Here is a 19,723-nt window from a genome sequence, read left to right on the forward strand (position 1 = left end):
GGGTATTACCGGTGATGCGGTTCTCAGGAAGCCGGGATCAGGGTGTACTTGGTGGACAGGTACTCCTGGATGCCCTCAAGTCCGCCCTCGCGGCCCAGACCGGACTGCTTGACACCGCCGAACGGTGCGGCCGCGTTGGAGACCAGGCCCGTGTTCAGGCCCATCATTCCGGTTTCGAGCTTGTCGATCATCCGCTGGCCGCGGGCCAGGTCCTGGGTGAAGACGTAGCTGATCAGCCCGTATTCGGTCGAGTTGGCCAGGCGCACGGCCTCGGCCTCGTCAGCGAACGTGACGATGCCGACGACCGGGCCGAAGATCTCCTCGGTCAGGATGGCGCTGGCCGGCGCCACCCCCGTCAGCACGGTGGGCTCGTAGAAGGACCCGGCACCCTCGGGGCGCTTGCCGCCGGCGAGCAGGGTGGCACCGTGGGCCAGTGCGTCCTGCACGAGGGCGTCGGTGCCGGCGACGGCAGCCTCGCTGACGAGCGGGCCGATGGTGACGCCGGTTTCGGTGCCGCGGCCGATCTTCAGCGCGCCGACTCGCTCGGTGATGCGGCGGGCGAATTCGGCGGCGACGGACTCGTGCACGATGAAGCGGTTCGCCGCGGTGCAGGCCTGGCCGATGTTGCGGAACTTGGCGAGCATCGCGCCCTCGACGGCCTTGTCCAGGTCGGCGTCTTCGAAGACGACGAACGGGGCGTTGCCGCCGAGCTCCATCGAGGTGCGCAGCACGCCCTGGGCGGCCTGCTGGATGAGCTTGCGGCCCACCTGGGTCGACCCGGTGAAGCTGAGCTTGCGCAGACGGGGGTCGGCGATGATCGGCCCGGCCACGGCGGCGGAGGTCGACGTGGTGATCACGTTGACGACGCCGGCCGGCACCCCGGCGTCCTCGAGCAGCTGCACGAAGAAGAGCGTGGTCAGCGGGGTGAGCTCGGCGGGCTTGACGACGACCGTGCAGCCGGCGGCGAGCGCGGGGGCGATCTTGCGCGTGGCCATCGCGAGTGGGAAGTTCCACGGCGTGATCAGCAGGCAGGGCCCGACCGGCCGCTGTGAGACCACCATGGTGCCGGTGCCCTCGGGGTTCTGCCCGTAGCGGCCGCTGACGCGCACGGCCTCCTCGCTGAACCAGCGCAGGAACTCGCCGCCGTAGGTGACCTCACCGTTGGCCTCGGCGAGGGGCTTGCCCATCTCCATCGTCATCAGCAGCGCGAAGTCGTCGCGTCGCTCCTGGAGCAGGTCGAAGGCCCGGCGCAGGATCTCAGCGCGTGCCCGCGGCGCGGTGGCCGCCCACGACTCGGCAGCCTCGACGGCCGCATCCAGCGCACGGATGCCGTCGGCGGCATCCGCGTTCGCGATGCGCTTGAGCACGGCACCGGTCGCCGGGTCGGTGACCTCGATGGCCGCGCCGCCGCCCTGCTGCCAGGTGCCGTTGATGTAGAGGCCGTCCGGGACGCGGGCGAGGAGTTCGGTTTCACGAGTGGTCACGATGAGTCTCTTTCCGTTGCGATGCGGGAGATGAGTGCGGATCTTCCAGTTGGTCCTGCGGGTGGTGCGGTGGTGCGGTGGGGGTGACGTTCAGGGGTACAGGCCGCGCAGCAGGTGCGCTTCCGCCACCCGTTCGACGGCGAGCACCGTGGCCGCGGCACGCAAAGACAGGTCCCTGGCGGCCGCGTAGTCGACGACCTGGTGCCAGGCGGCCAGCATCCGCTCGGCGAGCTTCTGCTCGACCTCCGCGGCGTTCCACCAGTATGCCTGATTGCCCTGAACCCACTCAAAGTAGGACACGATGACGCCGCCGGCATTGGCGAGGATATCGGGTACGACGAGCTGTCCGTTCGCGGCGAAGACGGCGTCGGCAGCGGGAGAGGTGGGTCCGTTGGCTCCCTCGACGATGACGCGGGCCGTGACCCGGTCGGCATTGCCGGCGTGCAGCACACCCTCGACGGCGGCCGGCACGAGCAGGTCCACGTCGAGTTCGAGCAGCAGATCGCCGTCGAGCGGTTCGGCCCCGTCGAATCCGACGACGCGACCGGTGGACGCCACGTGCGCGCCCAGCCGCTCGAAGTCGAGTCCCTGGGCGTTGTAGACGGCGCCGTACTGGTCGCTGACGGCCACCACGCGCACGCCGGCGTCGGTGAGGAACACAGCGGCGTCGTGACCGACCTTGCCGAATCCCTGCACGGCGGCGGTGGCCCCGTGCACCCGGATGCCGCGGTGCGTCAGCGCCGCGAGGGCGATGTGGGTCACGCCGCGCGAGGTGGCGCTGGCCCGGCCGTGCGAGCCGCCGAGGCTGATCGGTTTGCCGGTCACGATTCCGGGCACGGTGTACCCCACATTGACCGAGTAGGTGTCCATGATCCAGGCCATGGTGCGCTCATCGGTACCCATATCGGGAGCCGGGATGTCCTTCTCCGGGCCGATGATGGGCAGGATCTCGCTCGTGTAGCGGCGTGTGACGCGTTCCAGCTCGGCCTGCGAGAAGAGCCGCGGGTCGATCGTGACACCGCCCTTGGCGCCGCCGTAGGGCACGTCGAGCAGGGCGCACTTCCAGGTCATCCACATGGCCAGGGCCCGCACCTCGTCCAGCGTGACGTGGGGGCTGTAGCGCAGCCCGCCCTTCGCCGGGCCCCGGGACAGGTTGTGCTGCACCCGGTAGCCGGTGAACAGGCAGGTGCTGCCGTCGTCGCGCCGGAGCGGCACAGCCACCGTGAGTTCACGGCGCGGGGTCGCGAGCAGAGAGTGCAGACCCGAGCTGTAGCCGAGCACGCCGATGGCGGCGTCCAGCTGTGACCGGGCGTCCTCCAGCGGCGTTGCCAGCGGGGTCGCCGTCGCGCGGCTCAGTGTGGTGGCGAGGGGGCGGGTGAGCAGGGCGGGCGCGGCCGGGACCGTGTCGAGGAGGCTCATGCGGCGGCGAGAACGGCGCCCAGAACCTGCAGGCCCTCGACCAGGAGGTCGTCGGGGATGCTCAGCGGCGGCAGGAAGCGGATCACGTTGCCGTAGGTCCCGCACGTCAGCAGCACGACGCCCTGGGCATGGGCGGCGGCCACGACACGGCCGGTGAGGGCGGCATCCGGGTCTCCGGTGACGGGGTCGACCAGTTCGACGGCGATCATGGCTCCGCGCCCCCGCACATCGCCCACGCGCTTGTCGACGGCACGGATGGCGTTCAGCCGGCCGGTCAGGATGGCGCCGATTTCACGGGCGCGCAACGCCAGGTCCTCGGTCTCATAGCTGTGCATGGTGGCCAGGGCCGCGGCGCAGGCGAGCGGGTTGCCGCCGTAGGTGCCGCCGATGCCGCCGACCTGGGGAGCGTCCATGATCTCCGCACGCCCTGTGACGGCGGAGAGCGGAAGGCCGCCGGCGATGCCCTTGGCCATGACCATCAGGTCGGGCACGATGCCCTCGTGATCGCTGGCGAACATGTCGCCGGTGCGGGCGAAGCCGGTCTGCACCTCGTCGGCGATGAAGACGACCTCGTTGGCGCGGCACCAGTCCACCAGGGTGGGGAGGAAGCCGGGCGCGGGCACGATGAAGCCGCCCTCACCCTGGATCGGCTCGATGATCAGGGCAGCCAGGTTGTCGGCGCCGATCTGCTTCTCGATCTGGGAGATGGCCCGCCGGGCGGCGCCGGGTCCGTCGAGTCCGGCGTCGCGGTAGGGGTAGGACATCGGGGCGCGGTAGATCTCCGCGGCGAACGGCCCGAAGCCGTTCTTGTAGGGCTGGTTCTTCGCGGTCAGGCCCATCGTCAACGTGGTGCGGCCGTGATAGGCGTGGTCGAACGCGACGACGGCCTGCTTGCCGGTGTAGTGGCGAGCGATCTTGACGGCGTTCTCCACGGCCTCGGCGCCGGAGTTGAACAGGGCGCTGCGCTTGGCGTGGTCGCCCGGGGTGAGCCGGTTGAGCATCTCGGCCACCTCGATGTAGGAGTCGTAGGGCGTCACGGTGAAGCAGGTGTGCGTGAACTGGGCGAGCTGGGCGGCCACGGCGGCGACGACCTCGGGGGCGCTGTTGCCGATGCCGGTCACGGCGATGCCGCTGCCCAGGTCGATCAGGGAGTTGCCGTCGACGTCGACGAGCACGCCGCCGCCCGCAGCGACGATGTAGGCGGGGAGCGTGACGCCCACACCGGCGGAGACGGCCTCGTTCTTGCGACGGCTGAGCTCCTGGGACTTCGGGCCGGGGATGGCGGTGACGAGGCGGCGTTCCTGGGGAAGGGACGGTCCGCCGACCGGGGTGAGGGGAAGGGCGTCTACGAGGGTCATGGCTGCTCCAGTTCTGCCGGTGCATCGGCGCGGGGGCCGGCGTCGATGCCAATTCCTGAAGGCTACGCACGGCCGGCACCCGCGGCATCCGACACGGTGTACAACACGGCAGGCATCTTTCGCCATCTTGTACACTCGGGCCATGGCTTCGACCCTGGCTCCGCCGCTTCTGCCCACCCTGCGCCGTCTGCTGGCCCAGCCCGGCCTCCAGTTGCGGCTGCTCACGGCTGAGCCCGCGCTGCCCACGCATGCGCTGGACCAGTCCGTGGAATGGGTGCACAGCTCCGACCTGGCCGACCCCACGCCGTTCCTCTCCGCCGGCCAGGTGCTCCTCACCACGGGCACGCAGTTCGCCGAGACGACGACGGATGACTACTACCGGGACTACGTGCACCGGCTCACGGCCCGGGGCATAACCTGCCTCGGCTTCGGCACCGAGGTGGTGCGCGCCGGAACACCCGACGCCCTCGTGGAGGCCTGCCTCGCCGCAGGGCTGCCGCTGGTGGAGGTGCCCTACGACACGCCGTTCATCGCGGTCGCCCGCTCGGCCGGCGACCTCGTCGCGGAACTGCGCTACGCCCGCAACACATGGGCGCTCGAAGCCCAGCGCGCCATCTCGCACGCCGCGTTGCGACCGGACGGCCTCAGCAACATCCTGAGCGAGCTGTCCCGGCAGCTGGGGCGCTGGGTCGGCCTCTTCGATGCCGGCGGCGCGCTCGACCGAGTCTTCCCCCGCGACGTGTTCTCCGGCGCCGACGCCTCCCCCGCCCTGCCGCGGGTGCAGGCGGAGGCCGGACGGTTGCTTCGCCGCGGCCACCGGGCCGGCACCACGTTGGAACAGGACGGGGAAACCCTCACCCTGCAGACGCTGGGGCGACGGGACCAATTGCGCGGCGTGCTGGCCCTCGGCGACGGCGCGGAGCTCGACCAGGCCAGCCAGCAGGTGGTGACCAGCGTCATCGCGCTCGCCGGACTCGCCCTCGAGCAGAACAGCACATTGGACCGCGCCCGCGGGCACCTGCGGTCCGGGCTCTTGCAGGCGCTGATCGGCGGCGACCGACCGCTCGTGCAGAGCGTGTCCGGGGAGCTCTGGGGAGCCCTGCCGGCCGAGCCGGTTCGGGTCGCCGTGGTTGCCCCGCCGCCCGAACGACTCGACGCCCTCGCCGAGTTGCTCGAACTGCGGGTCGAGGAAAGCCCGGGCCACCTGTTCTTCGCCCGTGAAGGCCGCCAGATCCTGCTCGTCGTCGACCTGGCCGCCGGGCCGCTGCTCGACGATCTGGTGGGGTTCGGCCTGCATGTGGGTGTCTCGGACCGGAGCGACTATCGCACGCTGCCGCACGCGGTGGCACAGGCCCGCCAGGCGCTCGAACGCGCCCGTGAGGGGGCAGCCGGCCTGGTCGAGTTCGAGGTCATCTCCCGCCAGGGGGTGCTCGCATTCCTGGCCCGAACGGATGCCTCGGAGGTCGGCCGAGCCACCCTCCGCCCGCTCTCCGACCACGACGCCGCGCACGGTACGGCGCTGCTCACGACCCTGCGGGTATGGCTGGAACACAATGGGCAATTCGGCCCTGCCGCGGCGGAACTCGCCGTGCACCGGCACACGGTGCGCGCCCGGATCGGTCACGCGGAGCAGTTGCTCGGCCGCGACCTCGGCACGTTCCACGCCCGAGCGGACCTGTGGGCGGCGCTGCTGGCGGCCGACTAGGTTGCCCTTGATCGCTGATTACCGCAGCGAGCGTGAACGTCGCTACGCTCCACCGTCTTCAGAACCATCAGCACCCACACCACCTCATCGGCTGCTGCGTATCCGCGGGCGGAGAATGTACCCGAGCGCGAATCTCTTCTGGACGGGGTAGTCGGGACGGTTACGAAGACAGGGCGCACCGGAGCCCTGCCGTTGTGCGGGTGCGCGCGCTCAGGGTCCGGCTTGCGGGCGGCAGGCCAAGAGTTGGATCCGTTTCGATCCCTAGGATTACCCTCATGCTCCCCAACGCTGAACTCGAAGTGCCGACGGCCGAAGACCTTGAGCTCGTTGAGCTCGCAAGAGAGGTCATCGACGCGAGCACGGATGCCGGGCCCGATGAAGATGGTGCACACACGATGGGCGCGGCAGTTCGAGACGCCGACGGCCGCATGTTCGCCGGGGTGAATCTGTTCCACTTCACCGGCGGTCCGTGCGCCGAGCTGGTTGCACTCGGCGCGGCGCGTGCACAGGGCGGCCGAGAAATCACGACAATCGTCGCTGTTGGCAATCACGGGCGCGGTGTTGTCGGCCCGTGCGGGCGTGACAGGCAGGTCCTCTTTGATTACTACCCAGGCATCAGAGTGCTGCTTCCGACCGCCGAGGGCGTTCGCGTCGCCACCATTGAGACGCTGATGCCGTTTGCCGCTGCATGGACCATGGAGGGCGGCACTCAGCAGTTCGACGAGGAGCGTTTTCGCTGACATCGAGCGGAAGGATGCGACCGTTGTGCACCGCTGCGAACGACGCCTCCGCGATGGAACGGATTATCGAGGTGACATCCCCGGACCGGTACGCGCTCAGGGCATCGAAATATCGACCGGTATCGTGCACCACTCGTGAGGTTCTCGATTTCGGAGCTGGAGGCACTCTCGGTGCGAAGCAGAATGGATGCGAATGGTGCGGCGATTTGCGCCACTTCTGCATCGAAGCGGGCAGGTTCACTGGCGGCCTCCTCCGTCAGCGCCTGCAGCTCACTGTCGAGCGGTGTGTCGAGATCGGAGATGAACGCAGGCACCGACGCCACGTAGGGGCCTGATGCCAGACGCTCCTGGGTGCGTGATCCATACTCGTCTTGGATGCCGTGCGGGCTCTCCGGCGTGGTCACCGAAACCAAGCACCGGGATGGTCTTGATCTCCGGTAGCGGGAGTGCGCTGCTATACGTTGGAAGTCACGCTCGCGAGCAGTTCCTGGCACTTGCGTTCACGCCCAAGGCCACCATCGACGCGGCAGCGGATTCAGATCCATCTACTCCGTGAAATCCAAACCTGAAGGCATGTGCCTTCGATAGACGCACCAATCCGCGTCGACCAATCTGCCGTGCCGCACTTGTGAATTGAGGAACAACGCGATGACATTGCGTATCCGCGACGCTGCCACTGAGGACATCGACTTTCTCGCGGCCATGCTGCTCGAAGCGTTCAACTGGCGCGAAGACCGGCAACCTGCGACTCTGCAAGCCATCATGAATATCCCCGACATCTGGCACTACGTCTCCGATTGGAAACGAAGCTCAGATTTCGGTTTCGTTGCCTACGAGGCAGAGGACAAGCCGGTCGGTGCGGCTTGGGCGAGGTTCATGACCGCCGAGGATCCCGGATATGGCTTCGTTGATGAGGGCATCCCCGAACTAGGCATGGGCGTCGTGAGCACTCATCGAGGCCAGGGCATAGGCCGCGTCCTACTGGAGCGGACGATACGGGCCTCAGTCGAGCGTGGCCTCCAGGGGCTGAGCTTGAGCGTTGAAGACGACAACGAGCGAGCCCGTGCACTTTACGTGAGTAACGGCTTCGTCGTCGCGGGACGGGTCGGCGATTCGGACACGATGCTTCTCAGGTTATGACCCGCTGAAGGTTCCACCTGGCATCCGGGTGAAAGCGCCGCGCCCATACGATCACGGTCACAGGAGCCCTCCTCAGGGGTGGGAACGTCAAAGACATCGAATCAAGCGGCCGGGTGTATCTTTCTCGCTGACTGAAGCCCTCCAGATTCAGCCCGAACGAACCGACTCGCGACCAGAGCATCCGGCCATGAACCCGACGAGTGCCATATCGGGGAAGCACACGAGGCATGAGAGAGGGATAGAAATGAGAGTCCTGTCACACACCTGGCGACTCGCCGCCACTGTTCTCGCAGCGGGGCTTCTGATTCTGCCCGCAGGGACAGCCGCAGTCGCCGCGTCATCGACGCCCAAATTGCTTGCCAACGACGGTGAGGGCCCACAGTTCTACAGTGGTCTTGCCGTCGACGTCTCGGGTGAGGTCGATGGCGACGTGTACGCGTCGGGCCAGAGCGTCACCATCAGCGGCGACGTCACGGGAGACGTGATCGCCGCAGCCCAGACCATCACCATCACCGGGACCATTGACGGCAATGTGCGTCTTGCCGGGGGCAGCATCGTGATCAGCGGTGACGTCTCGCGCAGTGGAACCGTCTTCGCGGGAACCGTGGACGTCACCGACGCCGGATCGATCGGTAACGATCTGCTGAGTGCCGGCGGAGACGTCGCGATCGCCGGGGAAATAGGCCGTGACCTGATCGTCAGCACCGGACAGCTCACCATTGACGGAACGATCGGGGGCAACGTCACCTATGAAAGCGACTCCGCCGCGCGCATCGCGGAGGGCACTGTGAGCGGCACCGTGGAGCGCATCGAACGGGCGCAACCCCCCGAGGTCGAGGTCTCACCCTGGGCCGTGTTCGTCGGCTGGCTTCTCGGGTTGCTCTACGCGCTGGTCGCTTTGAGCCTCATCACCATCGCCGCAGCCCTGCTTGTGCCGCGCTTGTTGCAGCGGGTGACAGACCACCTCATCCCGTCACCCTGGAAGGCGTTGCTCGTGGGCTTCGTGGCATCCGTTGCCGTACCCATTGCAGTGCTGGCCCTCCTGGTCTCCGTGATCGGCGCACCCCTCGCGCTGGCGGGCCTGTTGGTGTGGCTCGTGCTCACGCTGGCGACGTTCGTGTACGGCGCCTATTACATCGGTCGGCTCATCTTCCGCGGAAACCAACACCCCGTCGTGAAGGCGCTCGTCGGCGGCGTGATCCTCATCGTCGCTCTGCAGATTCCGTGGCTGAACATCGTTGTTTGGGTCGCCGTGGTGTTCTTCGGTCTCGGCGCACAGCTCCTGGCAATCCACAGTAAGCGGCCGTGGCACACCCGGACCGAAACGGTTGCGATCCCGCCCGCAGCAACGTCCCCGACGGTCGGGGCGTCTCCGCAGACATACGCCTGACATCCCCAGGACGGAGCCCAACGAGCATTCGTTGGGCTCCGTCCTCGTGCAATGCCGGGGCGCATCCATCCGGTGGATTTCCGCGGTCCTCACCGCCGAGATGATGACGAGGCCTCGCGGTGACCCGGTTACTCCAGCCTGGAACCGAAGATCTGCGCTTCGACGAGCGGTCGCACGGCCACCTCGAAGGCGTCGTCGACGAAGTAGTCCTTGAGCCGGTCGTCGAGCAGTTCGTTGGCGATCGCGGCCATGGTTATCGACTGGTCGAGGGAGAGATACCGGTCGGCGATGGTGCCGCTCTGCGTCGCGACGGCGTCGTAGAAGCCGCCGGGGCCATAGGCGGCCAGGTCGTTCTTGATACCCGCGAGGTTGCTCAGCACGGCCGGCTTGTCATACGGCAGGGCGAGGAAGGATGCGTGCGGCGTCACAACGCCATCGCCGAAGTCGGGGTTCGGGTTGCTGGCCTCGCGGCATCCCTCGTAGCCGGCATCGACGTTGGTTCGCTCCCGGTCGGAGGCGTAGCCGTCGGTGCTCATGCCCACTCCCTCGACTCCGTACTCCGCGTACTCACCGAATGGATCGCTCGCCGGGGAGAAGCCCCAGTAGCCGTAGCCGGCCTCGTCGAGACCGTGCTCGATCTGGGCGCGCACGCTCGCCGGGTGGTTCACGGCCCAGGATTGCGGCCCCCAATCGGCTTCGGGCACGAGCAGGTCGGGCATCAGCGCCTCGAACATGCTGCCGCCCCAGGCCGGTACGAGTTTCATTCCACGGTATTCGTAGACGCCCTCATAGACGGGCACACCGAGGTACTCCCTCGTTTCGCCGGTGGGCTTCTGTTCCTGCCAGTCGAAGTCGCAGCCCTGATCGGGCATGGTGCGCAGCGTTCCGTAATAGGCCTCAGCGGGAATTTGTCCGTTGGCGATTCCGAGGTAGGTCGCGATTCGCGCTTCGCTCACACTCGTGTCGTAGTGGTGGCAGGTGTAGTAGACCTCAGAGCCGTCGTCGCCGTAATTGCCGGGAACGCTGCAGCCGGGAGGGGGCGTCACCCAGAAACCGCCGCGATTGAGACCGGCGCCGTTGACGGCGTTCGCTCCGCCCTCGAGATTGTGGAAGTAGCCGAAGTCCATACTGGCGTAGAGAGCATCGGCCGATCGGGCGAGGCGGGGTTCGGCCTCGGCGACGATGCGGAAGGACGCAGCGAGCCAGCCGTTGTCGACCGAGCTCAGGAACGGATCGACGGGGTCGCCGCTGCCCGGCCAGGTGGTGAGCTTGTGACCGTCGCGCGGCGAGTACCAGTTGTAGAACATGCCGCTGGGCTCGTGCCGCTCGATCTTCTCGAGGGTCTTGAGGGTGGACTTCATGCGCTTGAAAGCATCCTGCTTGCTGATGATGCCGAGGTCCCTCGCCGAGATGACCGACCACAGGTAGCCGCCAATGTTGGTCGGGCTGGTGTTGTCGCTCGGCTCGGACAGGTCACCCTGAATCTTGTCCGCGGGGAGCCCGGTCTTCTTGTCGGTCATGGCGTCGAGGGAGGCCCAGGTGTCGACGGCGTAGCCCGTGAGGACCGTGCTGTCTCCGGGGGGATCGTCCTTCGTGGACCCCGTCGATGTGCCGGGGTCGGCGGCGGCGCTCGGCGCAATGATGAGCGTTCCCGCAACCAGCGCGGCGCACATCACGGCAAACTTAGGTGTTCGTTTCACAGACTGTTCCTTCGTGTCGTCGTTGACCGCGTCGGCGCCGGGTGACCGATCACCGGATGACCGGGCCGATCTGAGGTGCGCCAGGCGCGTTCTGATGAGTGTAAGCGCATACATCACCGGACGCAAGGAACCATCGTTGACCGTGGGGACAGGCAGAAGTCGTGCCGGACTCATCGGATGGGCCGGTCGAGCGACACGGAACCGGGTCCGAGAACACGGCCGTTGGGTTACTGCCGGTGCTCAGACTCGACGTGCTCTCCTGCTCGGAGGCCGGGAGCCAGGATCAGGCCCGCAACGACCAGGGCTTGCGGCGCACGAGGATGTGGCCGCGGCTGGTGCTCAGCCGAGTCCACAGGCCGGTTTCGAACAGGCGCACGGGCTCGTCTTTCGGCAGAAAGCCCAGGCTGACGGCCGCGAAGGCCGCGCCGGCCGGAACGATCTCCAGGCCGGGAATGGGTCGACTCCAGACCTCGGACCGCACCCGCTGCACGATCTGCGCGCCGGTACCAGCCGGGATCACACCGGCGACCTCCTCGATGCCGGCCTGTGCAGCCCCGTCGAGGAGCGCGGCATCCGTTTCGCCGAGCAGGGCCCAGCCGCCCTGCGGCGGCGAGATGCCGGCCCAGGTCACTGTCGTCACCTCGAGCGGCACGGTCACGCTCACGGGAGCCTCCGGCACCTCCACGGCCGCAGTGAGGCGGGCGAGACGGTCGAGCAGGGAACGCACCGGAACGACCGCGTCGAGCTCCACCGGAGCGGTGAGCGCGAAGGTGCGCAGTCCCAGAACGGTGGGGCTGGAGTCGAGCAATCCACGCGGATACAGGATCGCGGTGTAGACGGCGAGCACCCCGGCGGCCTGAACCAGGCGCACGGAACCGTCTTCGACGCGGCTGGCGCGGGACAGGTAGACCTGGAGGTCACGAAGGGACAGGGAATCTGGGAGAGAAAATGACTTACTCATCTGCTCCTAAACTACCAAGGTACGGCGCAGGTCACACCGACCCGCCGTCTCGCGCCTGAGGAGGCCACATGGACTTGCCGATGGAGGGCCTCCTGGCCGCCCTTGACCTCACCGATACGGGTGCCCGCACCAGCGAGGACATCTTCACCGGACCCTCGCAATGGATGCCGCTCGGCCGCGTTTTCGGCGGCCAGGTGCTCGCCCAGTCTCTGGTCGCCGCCATGCGCACGGTGCCCGACGACCGTCACGTGCACTCCATGCACGGCTACTTCCTGCGCCCCGGCGATGTCGGCCAGCCGATCACCTTCTCCGTGGACCGCATCCACGACGGCCGTTCCTTCTCCACCCGGCGCACGCAGGCCTACCAGGACGGGCACCCGATCCTGTCGATGATCGCGTCGTTCCAGGATGAGGATGAGGGGCTCGAGCACCAGATCGAGATGCCGGCCGACATGCCCGACCCCGAGTCCCTGCCGACGGCCGCGGACGCCCTGGCCCAGGTCGATCATTCCATCGCCCGCTACTGGGCGAACGAGCGCCCCTTCGACATGCGTCACCTGCCCTCGCCGATCTACCTGCGGGTGAAGGGCGAGCACACCGCCCGCCAGGCCGTGTGGATGAAGACCATGGGCCCGCTCCCCGACGACCCTGACCTGCACCGTGCCGCCCTGGCCTACGCGAGCGACTACTCGATCATGGAACCCGTCATGCGCCGCCATGGTGTGGCGTGGGCCACGCCGGGGCTCAAAGTCGCCAGCCTCGACCACGCGATGTGGTTCCACCGCTTCGGCCGCGCCGACGAGTGGATGCTCTATGTTCAGGACTCCCCCACCGCCCAGGGGGGACGCGGGCTGTCCACCGGCAGCATCTACAGCCGGGGCGGCCTTCTCCTGGCCACCGTGGCCCAGGAGGGCATGCTGCGCGTGCCCACCAACGCGGAGTAGATTCTCAGAGCGCTTCTCGTACGCACATCCCCGACCGCCACGCACACCCCCGACCGAGGAGAACCATGACGAACCCCACCGACATCTCCCGCCGCACCGCGCTTCTGCTCGGCACGGCAGGCACCGCCGTCGCCCTGGTCGGGTGCACCACGGGCGGGACAGACGGCACCGGCGACTCCGGCACCAGCGACAACGGGCCCGTCGAGGTGGCCAAGCTCGCGGACATTCCTGTCGGCGGCTCGATCGAGGCCTCCCTCGACGGCAAGCCCATCCTGATCAGTCAGCCCACAGCCGGCACCGTGGTGGCGTTCAGCGCCATCTGCACCCATCAGGGCTGCGTGGTCAAGCCGGTGAAAGACGAGTTCGACTGCCCGTGCCACGGTTCGAAGTTCGACCCCACCACGGGCGCGGCCCTGGCCGGCCCGGCAACCACGCCGCTGGCCTCTGTGACGGTCACGATCACCGGCGACACGGTCACCGCGGGCTGAGCCGGTCGCCCAAGGCAACCTCGGGCTACCGGAACCGGTTCGGCCCTAGTCGACCGGCAGCGCCGCGCGCCGGCTGAACCGGATGGGTTCCTCCAGGTACGGCGTCCAGGCGGCACGCTCCAGGTCGTTGATCTTGCGGGGACGCTCGGTCTCCGCGTCGACGAGCACGATCGTGGTGCTCGCCTGTGCGTACAGTTGCACGGGCTCGAGGCCGATCGGGGTCCACACCTCGTAGCAGACCTCGAGGCTCGCGCCCCCGAGCTTGCCAATCCACAAACGGATGTCCACGGGCTGCCTCAGGTACGGGATCGGCGCCAGGTATTCGGCTTCCAGTCGCGCGATGAGCGTCAGCGTCGCCGCACCCGGGCGCCCGTCGAGCACCGCGGTACTCGCGAACGCACCGGGCCCATCGCCGTCCTCGTCCGGCCAGAACGCCTGGATGCGCGCATCCTCGAGCAGACGCAGCAGCTCGGCGTTGTTGACGTGACCGTAGGCGTCAAGGTCAGACCAGCGCAGGCGGACCGGAACGTGCAGCTTCATGCCGGACGCCCTAGTCGCGGGTCAGCTTGCGGTACGCGGAGCGGTGCGGCTTGGCCGCATCCGGGCCGAGACGCTCGATCTTGTTCTGCTCGTAGGACTCGAAGTTGCCCTCGAACCAGTACCAGTTCGCCGGATCTTCATCGGTGCCCTCGTAGGAGAGGATGTGGGTCGCGATGCGGTCGAGGAACCACCGGTCGTGAGTGATGACCACGGCGCAGCCGGGGAATTCGAGCAGGGCGTTCTCGAGCGAGCCGAGGGTCTCGACGTCCAGGTCGTTGGTGGGCTCGTCGAGCAGAAGCAGGTTGCCACCCTGCTTGAGGGTGAGGGCCAGGTTGAGGCGGTTGCGCTCTCCACCGGAGAGAACCCCGGCCTTCTTCTGCTGGTCGGGACCCTTGAAGCCGAACGTGGACACGTAGGCCCGCGAGGGGATCTCGGTCTTGCCGACCTGGATGTAGTCCTGGCCGTCGGAGACGACCTCCCAGAGCGACTTGTTCGGGTCGATGCCGCTGCGGCTCTGGTCGACGTAGGAGATGTCGACGGTCTCACCGATCTTCAACTCACCCTGGTCGAGCGGTTCCAGACCGACGATCGTCTTGAACAGCGTGGTCTTACCGACACCGTTGGGGCCGATGATGCCGACGATGCCGTTGCGCGGGAGGGTGAAGGAGAGGTCCTCGATCAGCACCCGGTCTCCGAAGCCCTTCTTGAGCTTCTTGGCGTCGATGACCTGGGCGCCGAGGCGCGGGCCGATGGGGATCTGGATCTCTTCGAAGTCGAGCTTGCGGGTGCTCTCGGCGGCCGCGGCCATCTCTTCGTAGCGGGCGAGGCGGGCCTTGGACTTGGCCTGGCGGCCCTTCGCGTTCGAGCGCACCCATTCGAGCTCGTCGGCGAGGCGCTTGGCCATCTTCGCGTCTTTCTTGCCCGCGATCAGCAGACGTTCCTGCTTCTTCTCGAGGTAGGTCGAGTAGTTGCCCTCGTAGGGGTACAGGTGGCCGCGGTCGACTTCGGCGATCCATTCGGCCACGTGGTCGAGGAAGTACCGGTCGTGGGTGACGGCGAGAACGGCGCCGGGGTACTGGGCGAGGTGCTGCTCGAGCCACAGCACACTCTCGGCGTCCAGGTGGTTGGTGGGCTCGTCGAGGAGCAGCAGGTCGGGCTTCTGCAGCAGCAGCTTGGTCAGCGCCACCCGGCGCTTCTCACCACCGGAGAGGTCCGCCACCGAGTAGTCCCCCGGCGGGGTGCGCAGGGCGTCCATGGCCTGTTCGAGCTGGGAGTCGAGGTCCCACGCGTCGGCAGCGTCGATGGCCTCCTGCAGGGTGCCCATTTCGGCCAGCAGTGCGTCGAAGTCCGCATCGGGCTCGCCCAGGGCCAGGCTGATCTCGTTGAAACGGTCGACCTTGGCCTTGATCGGGCCCACGCCTTCCTGCACGTTCTCGAGCACCGTCTTGGTCTCGTCGAGCTCGGGCTCCTGCATCAGGATGCCGACCGTGTAGCCGGGAGACAGCTTGGCCTCACCGTTGCTGGGCGTGTCCAGCCCGGCCATGATCTTCAGGATCGTGGACTTTCCCGCGCCGTTCGGCCCCACGATGCCGATTTTGGCGCCGGGGAAGAATGACATGGTGACGTCGTCGAGGATGAGCTTGTCGCCCACCGCCTTGCGAGCGCGGACCATCGTGTAGATAAATTCAGCCATAGTGCTTACCAGTCTATTTGCCGCGTGGCCCCGGCCAGACACGTTCCCGATGCGAGCAGTGACGTCGCCGTGCTCTGGTAGCCGCCGGTGGCCGGTCCGTGCTGCCCGATCAGGCACTCCCCGTTGAACCGAACGGCGAATTGGATCGAGTCCGCGGCCAGATCCACGTTGGTCTTGTCAAAGGTGACTTCCATCTGGGCTTTATCGAAGCCCCCCGCAACCAGCGCGTCCACGAACGCCCGCCCACCGGCGGCGTCGTCGGCCGCAACGACCGCGGTCGCCAGGCTGTCGAAATAGGGCAGGTTGGCCCTGGCATCCTGATCGGGCAGCAGAACCGGGGCGGGCTCCGGTGTCGCAGTCGGAGCCGCTGCCGATGGTGTCGGGTCGGGAGCCGGGACAGGCGCGGCGGTGCAGGCCACGAGGCTGACGCTCAGCGCCAGACCGAGCAGCAGCGCCGCTCCGGTACGACCGAAACGGTGGCCGCCTCGGTCTCGCTGGACTACCCGTTCTGATGCTGCCGGCACGTTATCCTCCTGCGACCGCGGTTTGGTCAGACCACCGAGTCTGCCAGATCTACGGCGGCCCGGAGACGGCGCCGCTAGGAATCGACCCCGACCAGCATGCCGGCTCCAGCCTCGGCGGGCGCCTGCGGTGATTCCTCGGCGTCGGCGACGGCATCGGCGGGAAGGAAACCGTCCGTGGGCTGCTCGGCCGGCTGGGGTGCCGACGCGTTCGTGGGCGGCGAGCGCGTGTACACCGTGCTGCACCAGGCCAGGTCGTGACCGACGGTGTCGGCCTCGACCTCCACGGAGGTGCCGTTGCGGTCGGCGTTCTCCCACGGCCGGATGCGCAGCCGCCCCGCCACGACCACATGCTCGCCCTTCTGCACGGAGTGCACCACGTTGTGGGCGAGCTGCCGAAAGGACGACACCGTGTACCAGTTGGTCTCGGCGTCGACCCAGGTCTGTTTGACGCGGTCGAAGCGACGCTGGCTGGACGCCAGCCGAAACGAGGTGATGGCCAGTCCGGAACTGGTCACGAGGTGACGGGGCGTGGTGGCCACGATTCCGGTCACGGTGATGCTGTCGCTCATTAGGTCTCCCTTTTCCAGCGGGCCCCGGACGGATGCCCGGAGCAGGCGACCTGGGAGCGACGGCTCGTGCCTGTCTCCGCCGCCCCAGATCGCGTTCTCCGAGTGTGCGGGGGCAGACAAACGCGCGGGCGCGGCATCCGGATATTGTGCCGAATGACCGCCCCGCGCATCTGGGGAGGGCTGGACGAACCGTTACACGAGGTACTGGGAGTAGGACTTGCGGATCTTGTTCACCTTGGGTACCGCGACAGCCATGCAGTAGCCCTGGCCGGGATTCTTAGCGAAGAAGTCCTGGTGGTAGTCCTCGGCCACGAAGTACTCGCCGAGCGGCTCGATCGTGGTGACGATGCCGTCGCCCCACCACTCGGCGGCGCGGGTGCGAGCCGTTTCGAAGAGCTGCTTCTGCTCCTCGTCGATGTAGAACATCGCCGAGCGGTACTGGGTGCCCACGTCGGCGCCCTGCCGGTTGAGCTGGGTCGGGTCGTGCAGGGTGAAGAAGACGTCGAGGATGACGCTGGCCGGGATGATCTCCGGGTCGAACGTCACGGCGATGGCCTCGGCATGGCCGGTGCGGCCGGTGCAGACGGACTCGTAGGTGGGCTTCGGAGCATCACCGCCGGTGTACCCGGACACCACCGCGCTCACGCCACGCAACACCCGATACACGGCATCGAGACACCAGAAACATCCACCTGCGATCACAAAAGTTTGCACGCCCCTAGAGTAACGGCATGACCTTCGTGCCAGCTCCGAACCGCTATGCCGACATGACCTACCGCCGCACCGGCCGCAGCGGTCTGAAACTGCCGGCGCTGTCGCTCGGACTCTGGCACAACTTCGGCCATGAGCGCCCGATCGAACGACAGCGCGCCATCCTGCGCCGCGCTTTCGACCTGGGGGTCACCCACTTCGATCTGGCCAACAATTACGGTCCTCCTCCCGGGGCCGCCGAGACCAACTTCGGCCGCATCTTCGCCGAGGATTTCCGCGCCTACCGCGATGAGATGGTCATCTCCAGCAAGGCCGGGTATGACATGTGGCCGGGCCCGTACGGCGATTTCGGCTCCCGCAAATACCTGCTTTCCTCCCTTGACGCGAGCCTGGGCCGCCTCGGGGTCGACTACGTCGACATCTTCTACTCCCACCGCCCCGACCCGGAGACCCCCATCGAGGAAACCATGGGTGCGCTGGCCTCTGCCGTGCAGCAGGGCAAGGCCCTGTATGTCGGCATCTCCAGCTACACGCCCGAGCAGACGCGGGTTGCGGCGGCGGCCCTGGCCGAGCACAAGGTCCCGTTGCTGATCCACCAGCCGCGGTACTCGATGTTCGACCGGCACGTCGAGGAGGGGCTTCTCCCCGTGCTCGACGAGCTCGGCGTGGGCAGCATCGTCTTCTCTCCTCTCGCGCAGGGGCTGCTCACCGACCGCTATCTGACCGGGTCCGTTCCGGCGGACTCGCGGGCCGCGACGAGCGGTTTCCTGTCACACGAGGTGCTGACCGACACCTACCTCGGTCGTGCCCGCGCCCTCAACGCCATCGCGGCCGAGCGCGGGCAGACGCTCGCCCAACTCGCCGTCACCTGGATCCTGCGACAGCCATCCGTGACCAGCGTGCTGGTCGGCGCGAGCAGCGTCGGCCAGCTCGAGCAGACCGTCGCCGCCCTCGACGCTCCCGCGCTGACACCGAGCGAGATCGACGCGATCGAACCGTACGCCGTGCACGGCACCGGCCTGGGCTGAGCCGGTGGGCTACCTGTACGCTCTCCTCGCGTCGCTGCTCTTCGGCCTCAACGGCAGCACCACCAAGGTGATCGTGGAGGCCGGCCTGTCGCCGGCCCAGCTGACCTTCGTGCGGGTCACGGTCGTCGCCCTTCTGGCCGGCGGATTGCTGCTCGCCACGAACCGGCGGGCTTTCCGCATCAGCCGGCGCCAGTTGGCGGTGATGGCCGTCCTCGGCGTGGCCGGGGTTGCCCTGATCCAGTGGTTCTACGCGGTGGCGATCAGCCTGCTGCCGGTGGGTATCGCGCTCATGCTCGAGTACACCGGCGTGCTGATCGTGGCGCTGGTCGCCCGGTTCGTGTTCCAGGAGCGGGTCAAGCCCCGCATCTGGCTGGCCATCGGATGCGTTCTGATCGGCATGGCCGTCGTCGCCCAGATCTGGGCGAGCACCCTGTCCGGCCTGGGCGTGCTCGCCGGGATCCTCGCCGCGGTCTGCCTGGCCGTGTACTTCCTGGTCGGGGAACGGCAGGTTGCCGCAACCTCTCCGCTGGCCGTCTCCTTCTGGTCCATGCTCTTCGCCAGCGCCTTCTGGCTCATGTTCAGCGCGTGGTGGCAGATTGAACCGCAGACTCTGGTTCAGGATGTCGCGTTGAACGGCAACCTCGAAGCGGTGTCCCTCCCGCTATGGCTGCTGATGCTGTGGAACGGCGTGTTCGGTTCGTTCGCCCCGTACCTGCTCTCCTACATGGCGCTCGGCCGGCTGAACGCGACGGCGGCCGGCATCGTGAGCGCCTCCGAGGTGCTCTTCGCTTTCGCGTTCGCATTCCTCTGGCTCGGTGAATCACTGGACGGGCTGCAGATGCTGGGCGTGGTCCTCGTGCTCGCCGGCATCGTGGTCGCGCAGACCGCCCGGCCGAACCGGGTCGTCGACCTCGACCTGGCCAGCCAGGACCAGGCCCTCCTGAACGGCCCTCTCCGGTAGACACATACGCCATGTCGGCGGCTCGCCCTAGCGTGATGAACGCAGCAACCATCACCCACGGCCGGCCGATCTCGGAGGATTCCATGTCCACACCAGCGTCCACGACAGCCCGCTTCACAGCCCCCGGCACCCCACGACTGCCGGTCATTCGCGGACTTCAGTTCGTGCCCGTGAAAGACGGTCTCTGGCGGGTCTCGAACCGGTCCGGCATGGTGCTCGGGCACATTGAGCAATCCAGCGAGGCCGACGGCATCAGCTTCGCCGCACGGCGCATGGTTGCCGCCACCCGCACGATGAACCTCGGCACATTCTGGCGGATCGACGACGCAGCCGACTGCTTCCGCTGACCCGTGCGCAAATCCGCCCGG

19 protein-coding genes are annotated in these 19,723 nt (G+C 67.6%); 9 read left to right on the plus strand and 10 right to left on the minus strand.

The features are described 5' to 3' along the window. Positions 1 to 23: 23 nt before the first annotated feature. From E3T49_RS12900 to gabT, 3 genes are all read right to left on the minus strand, one after another. The gene (locus tag E3T49_RS12900) at positions 24 to 1,484 is read right to left on the minus strand and encodes an NAD-dependent succinate-semialdehyde dehydrogenase (RefSeq protein WP_420898558.1); all 1,461 of its coding nucleotides are present in this window, start codon (positions 1,482 to 1,484) and stop codon (positions 24 to 26) included. 90 nt (positions 1,485 to 1,574) lie between these two features. Continuing rightward, positions 1,575 to 2,903, minus strand: a complete 1,329-nt coding sequence (locus E3T49_RS12905; RefSeq protein WP_134425310.1) for a Glu/Leu/Phe/Val family dehydrogenase — start codon at positions 2,901 to 2,903, stop codon at positions 1,575 to 1,577. After that, entirely contained in the window at positions 2,900 to 4,261 is a 1,362-nt protein-coding gene (gene gabT / locus E3T49_RS12910) for a 4-aminobutyrate--2-oxoglutarate transaminase (RefSeq protein WP_134425311.1), read from the minus strand. The genes E3T49_RS12905 and gabT overlap by 4 nt, the downstream gene beginning before the upstream one ends. Positions 4,262 to 4,403: 142 nt before the next feature. Here gabT and E3T49_RS12915 point away from each other — a divergent pair, with 142 nt between their 5' ends. From E3T49_RS12915 to E3T49_RS12935, 4 genes are all read left to right on the plus strand, one after another. Continuing rightward, positions 4,404 to 5,966: a PucR family transcriptional regulator gene (locus tag E3T49_RS12915; protein WP_134425312.1), complete on the plus strand. Its 1,563-nt coding sequence runs from the start codon at positions 4,404 to 4,406 to the stop codon at positions 5,964 to 5,966. A 275-nt stretch (positions 5,967 to 6,241) separates the two neighbouring features. Continuing rightward, positions 6,242 to 6,706 carry a cytidine deaminase family protein gene (locus tag E3T49_RS12920; protein ID WP_134425313.1) on the plus strand — a complete coding sequence of 155 codons (465 nt, stop codon included), beginning with the start codon at positions 6,242 to 6,244 and terminating at the stop codon, positions 6,704 to 6,706. A gap of 648 nt (positions 6,707 to 7,354) precedes the next feature. Next, positions 7,355 to 7,846, plus strand: a complete 492-nt coding sequence (locus tag E3T49_RS12930; RefSeq protein ID WP_134425314.1) for a GNAT family N-acetyltransferase — start codon at positions 7,355 to 7,357, stop codon at positions 7,844 to 7,846. 244 nt (positions 7,847 to 8,090) lie between these two features. Then, positions 8,091 to 9,236, plus strand: coding sequence for a DUF8173 domain-containing protein (locus tag E3T49_RS12935; protein WP_134425315.1), 1,146 nt, complete (start codon positions 8,091 to 8,093; stop codon positions 9,234 to 9,236). A gap of 128 nt (positions 9,237 to 9,364) precedes the next feature. Here the strand turns inward: E3T49_RS12935 and E3T49_RS12940 are convergent, their stop codons facing one another. Both E3T49_RS12940 and E3T49_RS12945 read right to left on the minus strand, forming a co-directional pair. Beyond that, on the minus strand, positions 9,365 to 10,909 hold the full coding sequence (locus E3T49_RS12940) for a glucoamylase family protein (protein ID WP_134425479.1): 1,545 nt from the start codon (positions 10,907 to 10,909) through the stop codon (positions 9,365 to 9,367). A gap of 310 nt (positions 10,910 to 11,219) precedes the next feature. Further along, complete coding sequence (locus E3T49_RS12945; protein ID WP_134425316.1) at positions 11,220 to 11,897, minus strand: DUF8185 domain-containing protein; 678 nt, start codon at positions 11,895 to 11,897, stop codon at positions 11,220 to 11,222. A 68-nt stretch (positions 11,898 to 11,965) separates the two neighbouring features. Between E3T49_RS12945 and E3T49_RS12950 the strand changes: the two genes are divergently transcribed. Both E3T49_RS12950 and E3T49_RS12955 read left to right on the plus strand, forming a co-directional pair. Then, positions 11,966 to 12,841: an acyl-CoA thioesterase gene (locus E3T49_RS12950; RefSeq protein ID WP_241972818.1), complete on the plus strand. Its 876-nt coding sequence runs from the start codon at positions 11,966 to 11,968 to the stop codon at positions 12,839 to 12,841. Between the two features lie 65 nt (positions 12,842 to 12,906). Further along, positions 12,907 to 13,329: a QcrA and Rieske domain-containing protein gene (locus tag E3T49_RS12955; protein WP_134425317.1), complete on the plus strand. Its 423-nt coding sequence runs from the start codon at positions 12,907 to 12,909 to the stop codon at positions 13,327 to 13,329. A gap of 45 nt (positions 13,330 to 13,374) precedes the next feature. Here E3T49_RS12955 and E3T49_RS12960 read toward each other — a convergent pair whose 3' ends face one another. From E3T49_RS12960 to msrA, 5 genes are all read right to left on the minus strand, one after another. Then, entirely contained in the window at positions 13,375 to 13,869 is a 495-nt protein-coding gene (locus tag E3T49_RS12960; RefSeq protein ID WP_134425318.1) for an acyl-CoA thioesterase, read from the minus strand. A 10-nt stretch (positions 13,870 to 13,879) separates the two neighbouring features. Further along, a complete protein-coding gene (gene ettA / locus E3T49_RS12965; RefSeq protein WP_134425319.1) occupies positions 13,880 to 15,562 on the minus strand; it encodes an energy-dependent translational throttle protein EttA in 1,683 nt (560 codons plus the stop codon). Positions 15,563 to 15,567: 5 nt separating this feature from the next. Continuing rightward, positions 15,568 to 16,086, minus strand: a complete 519-nt coding sequence (locus E3T49_RS12970; RefSeq protein WP_241972819.1) for a DUF6993 domain-containing protein — start codon at positions 16,084 to 16,086, stop codon at positions 15,568 to 15,570. A 74-nt stretch (positions 16,087 to 16,160) separates the two neighbouring features. Then, a complete protein-coding gene (locus E3T49_RS12975) occupies positions 16,161 to 16,655 on the minus strand; it encodes a single-stranded DNA-binding protein (protein ID WP_134425320.1) in 495 nt (164 codons plus the stop codon). A gap of 192 nt (positions 16,656 to 16,847) precedes the next feature. Beyond that, positions 16,848 to 17,369, minus strand: coding sequence for a peptide-methionine (S)-S-oxide reductase MsrA (gene msrA / locus E3T49_RS12980; RefSeq protein WP_134425321.1), 522 nt, complete (start codon positions 17,367 to 17,369; stop codon positions 16,848 to 16,850). Between the two features lie 17 nt (positions 17,370 to 17,386). Between msrA and mgrA the strand changes: the two genes are divergently transcribed. From mgrA to E3T49_RS12995, 3 genes are all read left to right on the plus strand, one after another. Then, complete coding sequence (gene mgrA / locus E3T49_RS12985) at positions 17,387 to 18,394, plus strand: L-glyceraldehyde 3-phosphate reductase (RefSeq protein WP_134425322.1); 1,008 nt, start codon at positions 17,387 to 17,389, stop codon at positions 18,392 to 18,394. Between the two features lie 4 nt (positions 18,395 to 18,398). Continuing rightward, entirely contained in the window at positions 18,399 to 19,355 is a 957-nt protein-coding gene (locus E3T49_RS12990) for a DMT family transporter (protein ID WP_134425323.1), read from the plus strand. Between the two features lie 83 nt (positions 19,356 to 19,438). Next, positions 19,439 to 19,702, plus strand: coding sequence for a hypothetical protein (locus tag E3T49_RS12995; RefSeq protein WP_134425324.1), 264 nt, complete (start codon positions 19,439 to 19,441; stop codon positions 19,700 to 19,702). The last annotated feature ends 21 nt before the right edge of the window (positions 19,703 to 19,723 follow it).

The sequence above is a fragment of the Cryobacterium cryoconiti genome (assembly GCF_004403065.1).
GTDB classification, from domain to species: Bacteria; Actinomycetota; Actinomycetes; order Actinomycetales; family Microbacteriaceae; genus Cryobacterium; species Cryobacterium cryoconiti.